This is a genomic window from Duganella kummerowiae (genome assembly GCF_053572355.1).
On sequence record NZ_JBKFEH010000002.1, the window covers coordinates 276,688 to 295,095 of the forward strand.

At 63.1% G+C, this 18,408-nt stretch carries 13 protein-coding genes; 8 read left to right on the forward strand and 5 right to left on the reverse strand.

Annotated elements, in window-relative coordinates:
- Positions 1–2: 2 nt before the first annotated feature.
- From ACLB1G_RS02030 to ACLB1G_RS02050, 5 genes are all read left to right on the forward strand, one after another.
- A complete protein-coding gene (locus ACLB1G_RS02030; protein ID WP_491625501.1) occupies positions 3–599 on the forward strand; it encodes a DUF4337 domain-containing protein in 597 nt (198 codons plus the stop codon).
- 206 nt (positions 600–805) lie between these two features.
- Positions 806–3,058 carry an Orn/Lys/Arg family decarboxylase gene (locus ACLB1G_RS02035; protein ID WP_491625502.1) on the forward strand — a complete coding sequence of 751 codons (2,253 nt, stop codon included), beginning with the start codon at positions 806–808 and terminating at the stop codon, positions 3,056–3,058.
- 116 nt (positions 3,059–3,174) lie between these two features.
- Positions 3,175–3,972 (forward strand): ParA family protein, encoded by a 798-nt coding sequence (locus ACLB1G_RS02040; protein ID WP_491625503.1) that lies wholly within the window; start codon positions 3,175–3,177, stop codon positions 3,970–3,972.
- Positions 3,973–4,393: 421 nt separating this feature from the next.
- The gene (locus ACLB1G_RS02045) at positions 4,394–6,178 is read left to right on the forward strand and encodes a DUF1800 domain-containing protein (RefSeq protein WP_491625504.1); all 1,785 of its coding nucleotides are present in this window, start codon (positions 4,394–4,396) and stop codon (positions 6,176–6,178) included.
- Between the two features lie 10 nt (positions 6,179–6,188).
- Complete coding sequence (locus ACLB1G_RS02050; RefSeq protein WP_491625505.1) at positions 6,189–7,610, forward strand: DUF1501 domain-containing protein; 1,422 nt, start codon at positions 6,189–6,191, stop codon at positions 7,608–7,610.
- A gap of 102 nt (positions 7,611–7,712) precedes the next feature.
- Here the strand turns inward: ACLB1G_RS02050 and ACLB1G_RS02055 are convergent, their stop codons facing one another.
- Positions 7,713–8,396 carry a hypothetical protein gene (locus ACLB1G_RS02055; protein WP_491625506.1) on the reverse strand — a complete coding sequence of 228 codons (684 nt, stop codon included), beginning with the start codon at positions 8,394–8,396 and terminating at the stop codon, positions 7,713–7,715.
- A gap of 61 nt (positions 8,397–8,457) precedes the next feature.
- The gene (locus ACLB1G_RS02060) at positions 8,458–9,162 is read right to left on the reverse strand and encodes a Spy/CpxP family protein refolding chaperone (RefSeq protein WP_491625507.1); all 705 of its coding nucleotides are present in this window, start codon (positions 9,160–9,162) and stop codon (positions 8,458–8,460) included.
- Positions 9,163–9,359: 197 nt separating this feature from the next.
- Here ACLB1G_RS02060 and ACLB1G_RS02065 point away from each other — a divergent pair, with 197 nt between their 5' ends.
- Both ACLB1G_RS02065 and ACLB1G_RS02070 read left to right on the forward strand, forming a co-directional pair.
- Positions 9,360–10,049 carry a response regulator transcription factor gene (locus tag ACLB1G_RS02065; RefSeq protein WP_491625508.1) on the forward strand — a complete coding sequence of 230 codons (690 nt, stop codon included), beginning with the start codon at positions 9,360–9,362 and terminating at the stop codon, positions 10,047–10,049.
- A gap of 3 nt (positions 10,050–10,052) precedes the next feature.
- Positions 10,053–11,846 carry an ATP-binding protein gene (locus tag ACLB1G_RS02070; protein ID WP_491625509.1) on the forward strand — a complete coding sequence of 598 codons (1,794 nt, stop codon included), beginning with the start codon at positions 10,053–10,055 and terminating at the stop codon, positions 11,844–11,846.
- 56 nt (positions 11,847–11,902) lie between these two features.
- On the opposite strand, the gene dcd is transcribed toward ACLB1G_RS02070, so the two are convergent.
- Both dcd and ACLB1G_RS02080 read right to left on the reverse strand, forming a co-directional pair.
- The gene (dcd, locus tag ACLB1G_RS02075) at positions 11,903–12,469 is read right to left on the reverse strand and encodes a dCTP deaminase (RefSeq protein WP_491625510.1); all 567 of its coding nucleotides are present in this window, start codon (positions 12,467–12,469) and stop codon (positions 11,903–11,905) included.
- 79 nt (positions 12,470–12,548) lie between these two features.
- Positions 12,549–13,376, reverse strand: a complete 828-nt coding sequence (locus ACLB1G_RS02080; protein ID WP_491625511.1) for an alpha/beta fold hydrolase — start codon at positions 13,374–13,376, stop codon at positions 12,549–12,551.
- A 179-nt stretch (positions 13,377–13,555) separates the two neighbouring features.
- On the opposite strand from ACLB1G_RS02080, the gene ACLB1G_RS02085 reads away from it, so the two are divergent.
- Positions 13,556–15,952, forward strand: a complete 2,397-nt coding sequence (locus tag ACLB1G_RS02085) for a DUF4214 domain-containing protein (RefSeq protein ID WP_491625512.1) — start codon at positions 13,556–13,558, stop codon at positions 15,950–15,952.
- A gap of 9 nt (positions 15,953–15,961) precedes the next feature.
- On the opposite strand, the gene ACLB1G_RS02090 is transcribed toward ACLB1G_RS02085, so the two are convergent.
- A complete protein-coding gene (locus ACLB1G_RS02090) occupies positions 15,962–18,397 on the reverse strand; it encodes a DNA internalization-related competence protein ComEC/Rec2 (RefSeq protein ID WP_491625513.1) in 2,436 nt (811 codons plus the stop codon).
- Between the last annotated feature and the right edge of the window lie 11 nt (positions 18,398–18,408).

Consider the following 18,408-nt stretch of genomic DNA (forward strand, 5'->3'; position numbering starts at 1 on the left):
CCATGTCCGGACAAGGATTCCACGTACACGGTCCGCACGACCACGCGGTCGAACACGCCGCCCACCAGAGCGACAGCTTCTCCAATAACATCGCCGTGATGACGGCCATCCTGGCCACCGTGGGCGCCATGTTCGGCTACCAGGGCGGCGCCACCCAGAATGACGCGGCCCTGTTCAAGAACAATGCCGCCATCGAGAAAACCAAGGCCGCCAACAGCTGGAATTACTACCAGGCCAAGTCCAACAAGGAAAACCTGGCCGAACTGGCCATGACCCTGCCCGGCGTGGACCACGAGCGCTACAAGGCCCAGGTCGAACGCTACGAGGCGGAAAAAGCCAGGATCAAGAAGGAAGCCGAGGAACTGGACAAGGCTGCCGACGAGTGGAACAAGAAGTCGGACGAAGCCCTGCACACCCACCACCAGTGGGCGCTGGCCACCACGGCCGAGCAAATCGCCATTTCGCTGGCCGCCATCACCCTGCTGACCCGCAAGAAATGGCTGCAAGGCGCGGCGTACGGCGTTGCGGCGGTCGGCATCGCCCTGGGGGCCTTTGCCTGGCTGCACATCGATCCGCTGGCCAGCCTGCTGGCACACTGACAAGGAATAAGCGGACGCCGCTCCGCCCTGCGGGGGCGTACACTGCATGTCATCAGGCTGTTGCAATCTTGCACTAATATGACGTGTGATATTTTTTCACCGGATCGCCCGCATTTCTGCGAGAATCCCGTTCTTAATTTTTTGCGCCGTAGCGCCCTGCCCGCCTCTGCACGATAGTCAGGGGCGGTCTTCTTTTTGGAGACACCATGAAATTCCGTTTCCCCATCGTCATCATCGACGAGGATTTCCGTTCCGAGAACACCTCCGGCCTGGGCATACGCGCCCTGGCCGACGCCATGGAAAAAGAAGGCATGGAAGTGGTGGGCGTGACCAGCTATGGCGATTTGTCGCAGTTCGCCCAGCAGCAATCGCGCGCCTCGGCCTTCGTGCTGTCCATCGATGACGAGGAATTCGGCAGCGGCTCGGCCGAGGAAACCGACCATGCGCTCAAGACCCTGCGCGCCTTCGTCGAGGAAATCCGCTACAAGAACGCCGACATCCCGATTTACCTGTACGGCGAAACCCGCACCTCGCGCCACATCCCCAACGATATCCTGCGCGAACTGCACGGCTTCATCCACATGTTCGAGGACACCCCGGAATTCGTGGCGCGGCACATCATCCGCGAAGCCAAGTCCTACCTGGACGGCCTGTCGCCGCCCTTCTTCCGCGCCCTGGTGGAATACGCCAACGACGGCTCCTACTCCTGGCACTGCCCCGGCCACTCCGGTGGCGTGGCCTTCCTGAAGTCGCCCATAGGCCAGATGTTCCACCAGTTCTTCGGCGAAAACATGCTGCGCGCCGACGTCTGCAACGCTGTGGAAGAACTGGGCCAGCTGCTGGACCACACCGGCCCGGTGGCCAAGTCGGAGCGCAACGCGGCCCGCATCTTCAATGCCGACCATTGCTATTTCGTCACCAACGGCACCTCGACCTCGAACAAGATGGTATGGCACTCGACCGTGGCCCCGGGCGACATCGTGGTGGTGGACCGCAACTGCCACAAGTCCATCCTGCACTCCATCATCATGTGCGGCGCCATTCCCGTGTTCCTGATGCCGACCCGCAACCACCTGGGCATCATCGGCCCCATCCCGCTGGAAGAATTCTCCATGGAGAGCATACAGCGCAAGATCGAGGCCAATCCGTTCGCGCGCGAAGCCGTGAACAAGAAGCCGCGCATCCTGACCATCACCCAGTCCACCTACGACGGCGTGGTGTACAACGTGGAAACCCTGCGCGAGCTCCTGGACGGCAAGATCGACACCCTGCACTTCGACGAAGCCTGGCTGCCGCACGCCACCTTCCACGATTTCTACAAGAACATGCACGCCATCGGCAAGGACCGCCCGCGCGCCAAGGAATCGATGATTTTCTCGACCCAGTCCACCCACAAGCTGCTGGCCGGCCTGTCGCAGGCTTCGCAGGTGCTGGTGCGCGAGTCGGAATCCGTCAAGCTGGACCAGGACGCCTTCAACGAGGCTTACCTGATGCACACCTCGACCTCGCCGCAATACTCCATCATCGCCTCCTGCGACGTGGCGGCCGCCATGATGGAAGCGCCGGGCGGCACCGCCCTGGTGGAGGAATCCATCCTGGAAGCGCTGGACTTCCGCCGCGCCATGAAGAAGATCGACCAGGAGTGGGGCAAGGACTGGTGGTTCAAGGTCTGGGGTCCGCAGGAATTCGCCGAAGACGGCATCGGCTCGCGCGAGGACTGGGTCATCCGCGCCGAGGACGACTGGCACGGTTTCGGCAACCTGGCGCCGGGCTTCAACATGCTGGACCCGATCAAGGCCACCATTGTCAACCCCGGCCTGTCGCTGGACGGCAAGTTCGACGAGACCGGCATCCCGGCCTCCATCGTGACCAAGTACCTGGCCGAGCACGGCGTGATCATCGAGAAATGCGGCCTGTACTCGTTCTTCATCATGTTCACCATCGGCATCACCAAGGGCCGCTGGAATACCTTGCTGACCGCACTGCAGCAATTCAAGGACGACTACGACAAGAACCAGCCCATGTGGCGCATCCTGCCGGAATTCTCGGCCGCCAATCCGACTTATGAAAAAGTCGGCCTGCGCGACCTGTGCCAGCAGATCCACGACTTCTACAAGGCCTACGACGTGGCGCGCCTGACCACCGAGATGTACTTGTCGGACATGGTGCCGGCCATGAAGCCGTCGGACGCGTTCGCCAAGATGGCGCACCGCGAAATCGAACGGGTCGCCATCGACGAGCTGGAAGGCCGCATCACCTCCATCCTGCTGACGCCTTACCCGCCGGGCATCCCGCTGCTGATCCCGGGCGAGCGCTTCAACAAGACCATCGTCGACTACCTGCGCTTCGCACGCGACTTCAACGAGCGCTTCCCCGGCTTCGAGACCGACGTGCACGGCCTGGTCAAGCGTGAAGTGGATGGCAAGCGCGGCTACTTCGTGGACTGCGTCAAACAGTAACAGCGCACGCATCCGCCCCGCAAAGGCAGCTTCGGCTGCCTTTTTTGCACTTTTGTTATTGCGATGCAGCATACCCTGCTACACTAGGCGGCATCCATAACGCAGGAGGGAGACGGATGAAACGCGTGATCTTCAACCAGAAAGGCGGGGTCGGCAAATCCACCATTGCCGTCAACCTGGCCGCCATCGCAGCGCACCAGGGCAAGCGCACCTTGCTGATCGACCTGGACCCACAGTGCAACTCCAGCCGCTACCTGCTGGGCGATGCGGCGCAGCAGGCCGCGCCTACGGTGGCGGCCTATTTCGAACAAACCCTGGCCTTCACCATCTTCCCTACGCCGGCGCGCAGCTATGTGCACGCCACGCCGTTCGAGAATCTGTCGCTGATCGTTTCGCATCCGGAGATCGGCGACCTGCAATCGAAGCTGGAGTCGCGCCACAAGATCTACAAGCTGCGCGACCTGCTCAACGAGCTGGAGGCCGAGTTCGACGAAATCTTTGTCGATACGCCGCCGGCCTATAACTTCTTCAGCCAGTCGGCCCTGATCGCGGCCGAGCGCTGCCTGATTCCGTTCGACTGCGATGATTTTTCGCGCCAGGCCCTGTACACGCTGATGAACAATGTGGCCGAAATCCAATCCGACCACAATCCCCGGCTGCGCATCGAAGGCATCGTCGTCAACCAGTTCCAGCCGCGCGCCAGCCTGCCGCAGCGCATGGTCGCGCGCTTGCTGGAAGAAGGATTGCCTGTGCTAGACAGTAAATTATCGAGTTCCGTGCGCATACGCGAGTCGCACGAACATAATCTGCCCATGGTACACCTTGATGTGCGGCACAAACTTAGCCAGGAGTTCCGCCAACTGTATGACGAGCTCTCAATGCGCGACACCGCACCGCAACATGCCGTAGCGTAATTCCTGTTAATTTGTTGACTATGGGCAGCTTCGGCTGCCCATATTTTTTTCTAAAGCAATGCATTTAGGCACTTGATTTTGCCTGATTAATCCGGCTAACATGATGCTAGCCACAAGAATTCAGCTCAGCTTGTCTTCAGCAAAACAGATGATTGCAAAACGATATCTGTCGTTAGCACTATATAAAATTCTGGAAAACTAGCTAAACGCAAAATAAATCGTTGCCCAAACGCGACGTTGACGAAAATTAATATTCGTTTGCAAGCTGAAAATTTGTACGCATTTGCCTGCGATCTCCTGCTATCTCCTGCGATTTTAATTTCCCACAGTTAAGGTTGGCACACGTTCAAGAGAAACGTTTGTATCCTTGTGGAAAATTCCCCATAGAATCGGTTCATCGAACTCACAGGAGCAATACGTAATGCAAAGCAAGCTCGTGCGCGGCACCGTGGTTGCCGCAATGATCACCTTGGCTGGCTGCGGTGGCGGAAGCAATGATACTTCCACCGCAGCAAATAACACCGTGCTGCTTAGCAGCATAAGCACTGCCAGCGGCGAAAACAATGGCACTACCGCCCTCGTCCGCCAGGGAGCTGCGGCCAGCACTGCTGGCAGCACCACTGCCTCCAGTACCGCCAGTACCGCGGTAACTCCGGCTGCGGCGGCCCACTTCCTGAGCCAGGCAAGCTTCGGACCTATCGATTCATCCATCAATTTCGTCGCGACCAATGGCCCGGCAGCCTGGCTGGATGTACAGCTGTGGACGGCTCAGACATCGTTCACCACGTATATGACGCAATTGCAGGCGTCGCTTCCGTCGGGCTCCAAAGTGACTGCAGAGGATATGCAAAGCGCTTTCTGGTGGCAGGCCATAACCGGTTTCGATCAGTTGCGCGGCCGTGTGGCATATGCGCTGTCGCAGATTTTTGTGGTATCGGCAGTCAATGGCGAACTGTACCAGCGCCCATACGGCATGTCGTCGTACTACGATGTGCTAGGCAAGAACGCGCTTGGCAATTTCCGCGATTTGCTGACGGATGTGGCCCTGCATCCCACCATGGGCATCTATCTTAATCACTTGCGTAACCAGAAAGAAACCGATACCCGCATGCCGGACGAGAACTTTGCGCGGGAACTGATGCAGCTGATGACGATAGGCTTATATCAGCTAAATCAGGATGGCACGTTAAAGCTGCAAGACGGCAAGCCTGTCGAAACCTATACCCATGATGATGTGATGGGTCTGGCCAAGGTCTTCACAGGCTGGAGCTGGGGCGGGCCGGACCAGAGCGACGAACGCTTCTGGGGCACGGTATGGGACCCCAACCGCGACACGCTGCCCATGCAGAACTATCCAAAATTCCACTCCACCGCGTCCAAGTCCTTCCTCGGCGTGACCGTGAGTGGTGGCGGCACCGCAGCGTCCGAGGTGAAGACCGCGCTGGATACCTTGTTCAACCATCCGAACGTTGGTCCTTTCATCAGCCGCCAGCTGATCCAGCGACTGGTGACCAGCAACCCGAGTCCGGCTTATGTGTCACGCGTTGCTGCCAAGTTCAATAACAACGGCTCCGGCGTGCGCGGCGACATGAAGGCGGTGGTCAAGGCCATCCTGCTCGACAGCGAGGCCATGGACACCACTACCACCAAGAAACTACGTGAGCCGGTACTCCGCCAAGCCAACTGGCTGCGCGCGTTCAAGGCAACGTCAGTATCGGGTAAGTATCTATTCTGGGCAGCCGACAGTGCCGTCTCCGGTTTGGGCCAGAGCCCGCTGCGCGCGCCTTCGGTTTTCAATTTCTACCGCCCAGGCTACGTACCGCCTAACACCGCTTTGGCAAGCGCCGGCATGGTGGCGCCTGAAATGCAGATCACCGGTGAACCTTCCGTGATCGGCTACCTTAACTATATGCAGAATGCACTGCTTTACGGGGTGGGAAAAAACTCGGAGGTCAAGGGCGACTACAGCACCGAGCTGGCCATGGTCGATGCCCCGGACAAACTGGTCGACCGCATCAATCTGCTACTCATGAGCGGCACAATGTCCAGCTCCTTACGTTCACAACTCATTGCCGCCGTCACCTCGGTAGTGCAGCCCAAGGTGGAAACCTGGAATGGGTACGACGTCGCCAACGCCAAGCGTAACCGCGTCTACCTGGCGATCTACCTGACGATGGCATCTCCCGAATATCTGGCTCAAAAATAAGGCTGGCACCATGACCCATATCCCCAATTCCCGCCGTCACTTTATCGGCAACATGCTGACCCTGGCAGGCGGCAGCGCCATTCCGTTCAGTCTCAACCTGGCTGCCATGGGTACGGCGGCGGCCCAGACCGCCGCCGACTACAAGGCTCTGGTCTGCGTGTTCCTCACGGGCGGCAACGACGCTTTCAATACGGTGCTGGCAACCGACAGCACCTCCTGGTCCGAGTACCGACGGCTGCGCGCCACCGGCAGCGCGATCGCGCTGGCAGCGCCCGGCGCCGCCGGCGGCGTGCTGCCCATTACGCCAACCACGGCGCAGAGCGGCCGCACCTTCGCGCTGCACCCCAGCCTGCAAGGCATGAAAACCCTGTTTGACAACGGCAGCGCCGCGATCGTGGCAAACGTGGGTCCGCTGGTGCAGCCGCTGACCAAGGCACAATACCTGTCAAGCGCTTACACCAAGCCGTCCAAGCTGTTTTCGCATAACGACCAGCAAGCCACATGGCAAACCCTGGCTCCCGAAGGCAGCCAGTCGAGCGGATGGGGCGGGCGCTTTGCCGACATGATGGCTTCGGCCAACACCAGCTCCATGTACACCGCCATTTCGGCGTACGGCAACGCCATGTTCCTTAGCGGCCGCACGGTGCAGCAATTCCAGGTGTCGCCGGACATGGCGCCCATTGCAAACCTGAACGGCACCCTGTTCGGTGCTTCCGGTTCCGCGCTGCGCAACATTATCACTGCGGACAGTACCGACGCCTTCCAGAAGGAGCACGCTGCTGTCATGCGTCGCGCCATCACCAGCCAGGCCTCCCTGAGCTCGGCCATGCTGCCGGCCGGCTCCTCCGGCGTGCCCAATCCGCCGGCTTTCATCAGTCCGGTCACCGGCGCCTCGTCCGTCAATCCGCTCGCCGTGCAGCTGCAAACCGTTGCTCGGATGATAGGCGCGCGTAATGCGATGGGCCTCAAGCGCCAGGTGTTCTACGTCAACCTGGGCGGCTTTGATACCCATGATGCGCAGGTCGGCACCCACTCCGAGCTGCTGGCCAAGCTGGCCCACGCCATGACTTATTTCGACAGCGTTCTCGCCACGCTGCAAGGCGCCGACATGCGCAAGCAGGTAACTACCTTCACCGCTTCCGATTTCGGCCGTACCTTCAGCAGCAACGGCGACGGCACCGACCACGGCTGGGGATCTCACCATTTCGTGATCGGCGGCGCGGTCAAGGGCAAGAACATTTATGGAACGATGCCCGTGACAGGCGTCGGCCACGCACAGGATGTCGGTAGCGGGGCCCTGTTACCCAGCTATTCCGTGGAACAGTATGGAGCAACGCTGGCGTCCTGGTTTGGATTGTCGGCCACGCAGCTGACCGACGTCTTCCCCAACCTGGTCAATTTCAGCAACAGGAATCTCGGTTTCATGGCCTGATGCGGCCGAGGGGATAAGCGCTGGGCGGCATGGCGCCGTCCAGGGTAGAGGCCTGCGGCAAGCGCGCCGCGCCGCGGGCTTGCCGCGGCGGATCGTGGTGGATTAAACGGTAGTGTTAACCAGATTGCCGCTGGTGCTGCCATTGCCCGGCAAGTTGCTGGCCAGCGCCTGCAGGAAGCTGGTCAGCTTGCTGTTGGCTGTGTCGCCGTCGGTGCTGCTGCCGCTGATCTTGTCGAGCAGGTTCTTGAACGCGCTTTCCAGGTCCGAGGTGGAGCCGGTGCTGTCGGTGCCCTCGGAGCCGTCGGTACTGTCGGCCGAGGTCGACGCGCTGGACGACAACTTGGCGATCAGGCTTTGCAGGTCGGCATCCAGCTTGCCGGGGCCGCCGGGGCCGCCCGGACCGCCGGAACCGGATTCCCCATAGGCCGGAGGAGCCTCGCTGTTGGCGGCGCCCTGCTCGTGCAGCGCGCCCATCAGGCTCTGCATGAAGCTGCCCAGTGCCTCGGCCACGCTTTGCGCGTCGGCCGTGCTGTCGGTGCTGTCGGTGGTGGCCGACGAGTCCGAGGTGCTGCTGGACGAGCTGCCGTCGCTGGTGCTGGTGTCGGTGATGCCAATGGACGCGAGCGCGCTGGCGATCGCATCCATGAAGCCGCCGCCTCCATCGGGCGGAGGCGGCGGCGGCATTTCGCCGCCGCCGTTGACACTGCTGGTCGACGACGTGCTGCTCAGTTTGCTCAAATAGCTCAGTTGACTTGCCGAGCTTGAGGTCAGGGCGCTGATGGACATTGATACTCTCCGGTGAATAAATTATGGTTTGGGGGGCACTACAGGTACTGCGTTACTGCCATCAAGGCCGCGGCGGACGCTGCGGCTTGTCTTCTGCCAGCTTCTTGCGCTGCTCCGGCGTCAGCACAGCCAGCAATTTTTGTTCGGTGCGCACATGCTGCAGCCCGATGTTGGCCTGAGCCTGGGCTGCTTCCCGGGCCAGTGCGGCCGCCTTGGCGTCGTCAAACTTGTCAGACCTGGCCAGGGCCTGCAGCGCCTCGCGCGCCTTGGCCGCGATCTTGCCCTGTTCGCGCAGATAAGGCGCTTCGGCGTGCAGGATGGCGAACACCTTGTCCTCCTGGGCTTCGTTCAGCTCGACGCCATGCAGGCCACGCGGGCCAGGGCCACCGGCAAATCCGCCGGGGCCGCCGAAGCCCGGACCAAATGGCGCCGGGCCGTGCTCACCGTCCTGGCCGCCACGCGGACCGCCTTCGGGGCCGCCATGCGCGGGACCAAAACCGCGCCGTTCGCCGCGTTCACCGTCGGGGCCGCCTGGCCCGCCCGGCCTCCGGCGCTCGCCATCGGCCGCCGGGCCGCAGTCGGCGCCCGGGCCGCGCTCCGCATTCGGGCCGCGCGGGCCGGGACCGCCAGGAGCGCCGTCGTCCGCGTGGGCCGGCGCAGCGGCGGCGCCGCTATCGAGATCGGCGGCGTGGGACCAGCCCAGAGGCAGCGCCAGGGCGGCGGCCAGCACGATCTGTTGTACGCTAGCTCTTTGAATTTTTTTCATGCAAACAATCCTCGTAGGGTGGGGAGTGCTCATTCTCGGAGGCAGGGGTGTAAAGCGCTGTAAGTCACGGGTAAAACGATGTAAAGAATGCTTCTTGCCCAGCGCGGGGAAGCGGTGTAAAAGCGGGTAAATGGACTCTGGCGCAACAATGGGCGCTGTTATCATAGTGAAATCGAAACTGAAGTGAACTTGCAGCAATGAGTAAAGTACTCCTGATAGACGACGACATCGAACTGGTGGGCATGTTCAAGGAATACCTGGAACAGGAAGGCTTCGAGGTCAAGGCGGTGCACGACGGCGAAGCCGGCGTGGCCGAGGCCTACACCGGCATGTACGCGATCGCCATCCTGGATGTCATGATGCCGCGCATGAACGGCCTGGAAACCCTGCGCCGTATCCGCACCACCAGCCAGCTGCCCATCCTCATGCTGACCGGGCGCGGCGACGACACCGACCGCATCGTCGGCCTGGAACTGGGCGCCGATGACTACGTGGCCAAGCCCTGCACCCCGCGCGAGCTGACCGCGCGCATCCGCGCCATCCTGCGGCGGGCCCAGAGCGCGCCCCAGGAGGCGGGCGCCAGCAACGCCATCACGGTCGGCCAGCTGACCATGTGGCCGGAGCAGCGCCGCGCGGCATGGGGCGGCGTCAAACTGGAACTGACCAGCACCGAATTCAACCTGCTGGAGGTATTGGCCCGCAACGCCGGCCGTCCGGTCAGCAAGAACACCCTGTCGGAGCAGGGCCTGGGCCGCCCCATGCAGCGCTTCGACCGCAATATCGACGTGCACCTGAGCAGCCTGCGCCACAAGCTGGGCACCATCGCCGATGGCCGCTCCTGCCTGCAGACGGTATACCGGCTGGGCTACCAGCTGATCAAGGAGTAAGTGTTGGGCCGTCTGTTCTGGAAGTTCTTCCTGTGCATACTCCTGGCCCAGCTGGCCGCCACGGTGGGCATAGGCGGCGCCGTCTGGCTGAAAAACCGCAGCCAGGAAGCCAAGGACCCGACGGCCGACCTGGATACCAGCCCGCCAGCCGAGATGGCGGTCACCTCGGCCGCCGCCACCCTGGCATATGGCGGGCCGAAGGCGCTGCGCAGCATGCTGGAAAACATGGACATGCACCGCGTCTACGCCGTGGACGAGAAAAACCATGAAATGCTGGGCCGCATCGTCACCAAGCCCATGCTGGCCGAAGCGCGCTACCTGCTGGTCCAGGACGGCAGGCAGGCGGACAGGCACAACGGCGGACAGCGGCGCGTGGTGCGCCAGGTCACCGACACCGAAGGCAAGCGCTATCTGCTGTTCATCCCGTCCGGCGGAGGCCATCCCGGCATGGGTGGCGACAGCAATCCCATCGTCGCTACGCTGCGCGGACGCACCGTCGATCCGCTGGGCCTGCGCGCATTGCAGGAGCCGCGCGGACCGGAGAATGGCCCGCCGGGCAATGCCGGTCCTGGTGGTTTCCGCCCCGGACCGGGTGTTGGCGCGCCTGGCGGCCCGCAGCAGCAGCGCCCTGCGGCGACGACGCAGGGTGCGGGCGCGGCCAGCGCCGCCTACGATTCGGTGCCTGGCCCGGCCAGCGCGCAGGTGGCCTCCGCGCCGGCAGCGACAGGCTCTCCGGCCATTCTGGCGGCGCCTGCGCAGGGCGGCGCCACGCCCTCCCCGGCCAACGCCGGACCGCCGCCCGGTCCGCCCGGCGGTCCGGAAGGCATGGAGCGCTTCGGCCAGCCCGACAACCGCGACTTCTTCGACCGCAGGCGCGGCTTCAATCCGCGCTTCCAGCCGATGACGCCCTGGCTGCCGATCGCCGCCGCCGTGGCCGCCAGCCTGCTGTTCGCCTTTCTGCTGGCGTGGTATTTCTCGCGCCCTATCCGCGAACTGCGCCTCGCCTTCGAAGCGGCCGCCGGCGGCGACCTGGCGCCGCGCTTCGCCCACGTCAACGGCAGCGGCAACGAACTGCACGACCTGGGCCGCGATTTCGACCAGATGACGGAACGCCTGCGCAACCTGATCGAAGGCCAGACCCGCCTGCTGCACGACGTCTCGCACGAGCTGCGCTCGCCGCTGGCGCGCCTGCAGGCCGCCATCGGCCTGGCGCACCAGCGCCCTGACAAGCTGGGCGCCTCGCTGGAGCGCATAGAACGCGAGAGCGTACGCATGGACAAGCTGGTGGGTGAGCTGTTGACGCTATCGCGCCTGGAGGCCGGCGCCATGAGCGCCCTGCACGACGAGATCCCCATGGGCGAGTTGTTGATGGAAATCGCCGGCGACGCCGAATTCGAAGCCGCCAGCCATGGGCGTCACGTGGTGCTGGAGGGCGAAGCCGAAGTGATGGTGGTGGGGCACACCGATCTGCTGGCGCGCGCCATCGAGAACGTGGTGCGCAACGCCGTCAAGCATAGCCCGGACGGCGGCACCGTGCAGCTGCAGGCGGTGCGGGTGGCGCGCCAGCTGATCGTGCGGGTGCTGGACCGCGGCCCGGGCGTGCCGCCGGAAGACCTGGACACCATCTTCCAGCCCTTCTTCCGCTCGGCCAACGCCAGCACCGAGGGCCACGGCCTGGGCCTGGCCATCGCCCTGCACGTGGTGCAGGCGCATGGCGGCGCCATCAAGGCCAGCAACCGCCCCGACGGCGGCCTGTGCGTGGAGATCACCCTGCCGGTGGCGCCAGCCACGGCCTGAACACGGCGCCGGGCGCCGGGCAGCGCCGGTGCTGAAGGGCCCGCTGGCCCGCTATCTCAAGCCTTGGGCAGGGTGACGCCGTGCTGGCCCTGGTATTTGCCGTTGCGGTCCTTGTACGAGGTCTCGCACACCTCGTCGCTTTCAAAGAACAGCACCTGGGCGCAGCCTTCGCCGGCGTAGATCTTGGCCGGCAGCGGAGTGGTGTTGGAAAATTCCAGGGTCACATAACCTTCCCATTCCGGTTCGAACGGCGTCACGTTGACGATGATGCCGCAGCGCGCGTAGGTCGATTTGCCCAGGCACACGGTCAGCACGTTGCGCGGGATGCGGAAGTATTCGATGGTGCGGGCCAGCGCGAACGAGTTCGGTGGGATGATGCAGACATCGCTCTTGATGTCCACGAAGGAGTTGGAATCGAAGTTCTTGGGATCGACGATGGTGCTGTTGATGTTGGTGAAGACCTTGAACTCATCGGCGCAGCGGATGTCGTAACCGTAAGAGGAAGTGCCGTAGGAAATCACCTTGCGGCCATCCTCCGCGCGCACCTGGTCGGGGAAGAACGGCTCGATCATCCCATGCTGTTCCGCCATCCGGCGTATCCATTTATCGCTTTTAATCGTCATCGCAAAGCCACTGTGAAATCTGGTGAAGACGAGATTTTACGCGAAACCGCCACTGCGGCAGAACAATTTTGCCGCTTCGTCATGCCCGCCGGCGGACCGGGACGGCGCCCGCATCGGCCAGCAGTTGGCCTATCATCTCGCGCGTGGCCTGGGCGGCGGCGGCCGGCGACTCCATGGGAAACAGGTGGCCGCCGGGCAGCAGGCGGAAATGGCGGCCCACCAGCGCGCGGGTGTGCTCCAGGCCGGACTGGCTGGTTTCCCACGAGTCGGTGCCGCCGATGAAGCCTATCGGCACCGGATAGCCGGAGCGCAGCAGCCCGCCCAGGTGGTGTGGCAGGTTCTGATAGACGGCGGTCTCCTGCTCGCGCGTGAAGCGCAGCTGGACGCCGTCCGGGTGCGGCTTCAGGCCGCTGTCGATATAGTCCTGCAGCACCCCGGGGGCCCAGGCCGCAAAGATGTCCTTGGCGGCGAAATGCTCATAGGCGGCCCGGGCGTCCGGCCAGACATGGCGGCGGCGTACGGAGAACTTGGCCGGCGGCACCTTTTGACCCAGGCCCAAGCTCTTAATCATGCGCAACACCCAGGCGCGCCAGCCAGCCACCACGGGCGCATCCAGCATCACCACGCAACGCACCAGATCCGGCCTGGCCTTGCCCACCAGCAGACTGAGCATGCCGCCCAGGGAATGTCCAACCAGGATCACCGGCTCGTCGTAGCGATTCGTCAATTCTTCGATGTATTCCTGGACCAGGTGCGGCCAGTTGCTGGTGACCGGATAGCGCGGATTATGGCCATGCATGTCCAGCGCCTGGATGTCGAAGTCAGGAGCCAGCAAGGCGAAATACTGGCGGTACACGCCAGCCGGGTAGCTGTTGGCGTGGGCAAAATGCAGCTTGGGTTTGTTCATCGGTGATTCCTGCGTCTCCTCAATACGGAAACGGCCTCCCTGTGTGTTTTTTTGCATTGTAACGGCCATATCCCGTTGCCGATTGGTGCTAGCGCTCTAATCGTATATCAGCTGGAAAATATCCTTGCAAATTCGCAATCTGGCTGCAAAAATATCAATTCATAAAAAATCAATTAGAAATGGCCACTGTAGAGAAGGCAGCAAGCGGAATCACTCCCGGCGATGATTACGTTGACTATCAGGAAGGTGCAACCGAACTGCAGATAGGGCTGGAACAGGCCGGCAGGCTTGAAAGCGATTATGATCAGGATACCTTCGCAATACCGGTTCAGGCGGGAGTCAGTTACCACGTCCATGCCACAGGACAAAGCGATGAGGGAGGTGCGCAGGCGGCGCCGGCGCTCGATGTCACCCCGCCGATCGGTCTTGGCGGCTATGCCTACGGCATCGGCGACCTCGATTTCACTGCGGCCGGTAACGGCGCGTACTACGTTACCGTCCATCACGGCCCCGGAGTGATCGCCAGCATGGGTTATCAACTGATGGTGGCCTTGGCATTGGATGACTACGCGGGTAACAACACCACGGCGGGCAGCTTGCCGACCGGGGGTACCGTAGCGGGCACGCTGGAATCACCGTTGGACGAGGACTGGTTCAAGATTACACTCCTGCCCAAGCAAGCGTATGCATTCATCCTGAACAGCTCATCGGAGCGGAGCAACTTCAAGTTATACGATGCCAACGGCAAGGATATCGACCTGCACGCCTCTGGGCGAGGCGATGGAAGCTCGGTGCTGACTGTCAGCAGCACCCTCGGTGGGGATTACTACCTGGGGGTTACCGACAGCTACTACAGTGGCAGCTATACATTGAGAAGCGAAATCATCCCTCCGGACGATATCAGTGCTGACCGCAACACCAGCGCCACCCTGCCGATAGGTGGAACCTTGAGCGCCACCGCTTACCTGGCCCGGGATGTCGATTGGGTCAAGGTCAGCCTGCTGGCCGGCCAAGGGTACACGTTCGGCCTGCACGCCACCTACAGCAATGGCCAACGGGCCGCGATGTCCGAGCTCAAGCTGGTGGATGCCGAGGGGAAGGTCGTACAGTACACCGCTAACAGCCCTGCCGGACGGACGGACCAGTTGCTGAGCTACCAGGCCAAGGCCAGCGGAGATTACTATCTCGTGGTCGGTGGCAACAGTGCCACCTTCAATGTAGGGTACACCTTGACGTCCTACAGCCAGCAAGGCGACGCACAGGCGGCAGACAGCAGCACCACCGCCTTGCTGGAACACGGAAAGGCAACCAGGGCAGCCATCGACTATGCGGGCGACCGTGACTGGTTCAAGGTGGATCTGAAGCAAGGCGTGCCTTACGAATTCAGGGTATCTGCCCTGGGTACACAAGGCGGCACACTGGACACCACGGACGGCATCCTTGAGCTCGTCCTGATGGGAGCTGACGGCACGGTCTATTCCGAGGCCTCGATCCGGGGGTTCAGCACCTCGCGCAACGAGATGGACGCGACTGTCGAACGCAGCGGCACGTACTATCTGCAGGTCAGCACCGGTAGCACGAACACCGGTAGCTACAGCTTGACCATCTATGGCGAGCAAAACGGGGCCGATATTCAAGCGCCAGAGCTGTTCAGCCTGAACGCCCCATTTCAAAATTCGCATCGTGACCCCGATGACTGGGACGCCATCACGCTGATCTTCAATGAACCTGTGCAACTGCGCGAGGGTACGGTGACACTGAGCATCGACGGTGGCGCCACAGTAGCCACTTTCAGCACCGCCAACCACACGCTGGAAGTCATCTATGGCACTCACGTCAAGCTGGTGGGGGCACCGGTTTTACTGCCAAACACGACATACAAGCTGGTGGTGTCGGCAGGCCTGGTCTCCGACAAGGATGGCAATGTCACCCTGGTCGATTCAATTTCGGGCGGACTGACCTACCCGTATCGGGACGGCGGGACCGACGGAAATGACGTGTTTTACGCAGCCCAGCGACATGACGGTGTGTTCTCCTACAACGGCGGGGCCGGCACCGACACCGTTGTTTTCGCAGGCAAAAGCAATGAGTACTTCGTCAGCGCGGGACGGGTTGGACACCTGGGTGAATATGGCCTGACCTTCAAGTCGGTGGAGCGCATGCAGTTCGACGATGCCACCGTCGCCTTCGACCAGGGCGGTACCTTGCCAGAGCTGTACCAGCTGTATCGCGCCGCCTTCGACCGCAAGCCCGATGAGGGTGGATTGGGCTACTGGCTAGCGCGGGCAGAAAAAAACGTGTCCATGCAGGAGATTGCAGAGAGTTTCATCAACAGCACGGAATTTTCCAACTTATACGGCAAGTCGTCGGGCAACGGCGATTTCATCACGCACCTGTACCAGAATGTACTGCACCGTATGCCGGACCAGGGGGGCTTCGACTACTGGAGCCAGATCATCGAACACGGCGTGCTGTCGCGCGCCCAGGTGCTGCTGTCATTCAGCAATAGTCCCGAGAACTCAGCCGCCGTCCATGCCGAAATCGTGGCGGGCATGCGCTATATCCCCTACATCTGAACAAGGGAATCAGTAACCATACCAATACCGGGTCCGCTCACGGCGGTATTCCTCCAACCCGATGCCGTCCCCGATATCGATAGTGACGGCGCCGCTGGCGTCGGTACGCAGGCGGCGCATGCCCAGGGCGCCGTAGCGGTCCCATACTTCCTGCTTGGGGTGGCGATAGCGGTTGCGGTAGCCGACCTGGAACAGGGCGACTTCAGGCCGCACGGCTTGCAGAAAAGCGGCCGTGGACGAGGTGCCGCTGCCGTGGTGCGGCGCCAGCAGGATGTCGGCCTTGAGGTTGGTACCAACGCGCCGCAGCAGCTCGGCCTCCTGGCGGGCCTCGATATCGGCCGCCAGCAGCACGGATCCGCCGCGCGCCGTGATCTTCAGTGTGCAGCCGCGTGCGTTGGGCTTGAGCGCCGCGTCCTGATAGCTCTCCGGCGCCGGGTGCAGCATCTCGAATTGCACACCATCCCAGCCCCACCGCTGCCCGGCCATGCAGCGGCTGTGGGCGGCTGCCGCGCGCACCGCCGGATGTCCCAAGGGCAGCGAGGAGGACAGCCAGCCCACCGCCACCCCTTGCAGCACCTGCAGGGCGCCGCCGGCGTGGTCGGTGTCGCTGTGGCTGACGATCACGCCATCTAGCCTGTGGATGCCGCGCGAGCGCAGGTAAGGCAGGATGACGCGGTTGCCGGCGTTGGACTCGGGCGTGTAGGCCGGGCCGGTATCGTACAGCAGACGGTGGCCACTGGTTTCGACCAGTAGCGCCATGCCCTGCCCCACGTCGAAGGCCGTAATGCGCAGCTTGCCCGGCTCGGGATGCGTGGGCTGGGCCGCCAGCAGCGGCACCCAGGTCGCCAGCCCCAGCCAGCGCTGAGGCCAGCCGCGCGGCGCCAGCAGCCACAGGGTGCCGAACAGCGCCCAGGCAAAGACCCACCAGGGCGGCTCCGGTGCGCTCCAGACCGCGGCCGGCCAGGCGCTGCACCACTGCAGCAGCGCGGCCAGCCACTGCACCAGCAGGTGGGCCAGCCCGAGCACCAGCGTCGCCAGCGGCGCTGGCAACAGGCAGCCCAGCAACGACAGCGGCGTCACCACCAGGCTGACCAGCGGAATGGCGATGGCGTTGGCCAGCGGGCTGACCAGCGACACCTGCGAAAACAGCAGCATGGTCAGCGGCACCAACCCAACGGTCACCGCATATTGCGTGGCTACGGCGGCGTACATCGCGCCACGCAGGCCGGCGCATGGCGCTTGCGCCTGCTCCGCCGCCTGCGGCCCGGCCGGGCGGCGCCGAACGCGCTGCACAGTACGCCCGACGGTGGCGTACATGATGATGGCCACCGCACCGAACGAGAGCCAGAATCCCGGCCACATCACGGCCCAGGGGTCAAGCACCACCACCACGCCCAGCGCGCAGCACAGCACATGCGAAAAAGCCGTGATGCGGTTGCTCCACAGCGCGATGGCCACCACGCACAGCATGTACAAGGTGCGCTGGGCCGGCACGCCGAAGCCGGCCAGCAGCACGTAGGCAAAGGCGGCCAGCGCGCCCGCCAGCGCCGCCACCTTTTGCGCCGGCAGCAGCAGCGGCAGCTGGGCATGGGTATGGAAGGAATGCGCCCACAGCTTGAAGGCCGCCATGGCGAACAAGCCCGCCACCATGGTGATATGCAGGCCGCTGATGGAGATCAAATGACCTATTCCGGTGCGGTTGAAGACTTGCCAGTCGTCCTGCCCGATGCCGCGCTGGTCGCCGACCACCAGGGCCACGATCACGCCCGCATACTCCTTGCCCGCCAGCGCCCGCAGGATGCGGGCGCGCAGCACGGCGCGGCAGCGCTCGACCGCGTAGCCGAAGCCGGGCACGACGTCCGCCAGCCTGGCGCTGGGGCTGTCGGACCGCACATAGCCGGTGGCGCGCACGCCCTGCTCCAGCAGCCAGGCCTCGTAATCGAAACCATAAGGATTGGCATTGCCATGCGGGCGCTGCAGCCGTACAGTGAAGCGCCAGCGCTGGCCCGGCTGTACATCGGGAACGGCGCGCAGCGCGCCCCGGTACCCGGCATACCAGGACAGCGCCACCCGGCGCGGCGCCACGCCCTCGGATTCGACGGCAAAGTTGAATCGCACGCCCTGCTCGAACCGGTAAGGCAGGCTGTCCACCACACCGGTCATGACGATATCGCGTCCTTCATCCGCCAGCGGCAAGGCATCGTCCAGCACATGCGTGGCGACGGCCGCCGACCAGGCAAAGCCCAGCAAGCCTGCGGCCATGGCGCACGCCAGCAGCCTGGCCAGCTTGTCGCGGATGGCGCCCGTTTTGCGGCGGACGAGTAGCGGCGCCACCAAGCCCAGCGCCAGCGCTGCGTACAGCCAGCACCAGCCTGGCCGGGGCAACACGGCCTGTGCCTGCAACAGCATGGTTCCCGCCACCCATCCCAGCACCCATCCACGCATCGCGCCTCCCA

Coding starts and splice junctions, on each gene's coding strand:
- ACLB1G_RS02030 (WP_491625501.1), top strand. CDS start 3: ATGTCCGGACAAGGATTCCACGTACACGGTCCGCACGACCACGCGGTC.
- ACLB1G_RS02035 (WP_491625502.1), top strand. CDS start 806: ATGAAATTCCGTTTCCCCATCGTCATCATCGACGAGGATTTCCGTTCC.
- ACLB1G_RS02040 (WP_491625503.1), top strand. CDS start 3,175: ATGAAACGCGTGATCTTCAACCAGAAAGGCGGGGTCGGCAAATCCACC.
- ACLB1G_RS02045 (WP_491625504.1), top strand. CDS start 4,394: ATGCAAAGCAAGCTCGTGCGCGGCACCGTGGTTGCCGCAATGATCACC.
- ACLB1G_RS02050 (WP_491625505.1), top strand. CDS start 6,189: ATGACCCATATCCCCAATTCCCGCCGTCACTTTATCGGCAACATGCTG.
- ACLB1G_RS02055 (WP_491625506.1), bottom strand. CDS start 8,396: ATGTCCATCAGCGCCCTGACCTCAAGCTCGGCAAGTCAACTGAGCTAT.
- ACLB1G_RS02060 (WP_491625507.1), bottom strand. CDS start 9,162: ATGAAAAAAATTCAAAGAGCTAGCGTACAACAGATCGTGCTGGCCGCC.
- ACLB1G_RS02065 (WP_491625508.1), top strand. CDS start 9,360: ATGAGTAAAGTACTCCTGATAGACGACGACATCGAACTGGTGGGCATG.
- dcd (WP_491625510.1), bottom strand. CDS start 12,469: ATGACGATTAAAAGCGATAAATGGATACGCCGGATGGCGGAACAGCAT.
- ACLB1G_RS02080 (WP_491625511.1), bottom strand. CDS start 13,376: ATGAACAAACCCAAGCTGCATTTTGCCCACGCCAACAGCTACCCGGCT.
- ACLB1G_RS02085 (WP_491625512.1), top strand. CDS start 13,556: ATGGCCACTGTAGAGAAGGCAGCAAGCGGAATCACTCCCGGCGATGAT.
- ACLB1G_RS02090 (WP_491625513.1), bottom strand. CDS start 18,397: ATGCGTGGATGGGTGCTGGGATGGGTGGCGGGAACCATGCTGTTGCAG.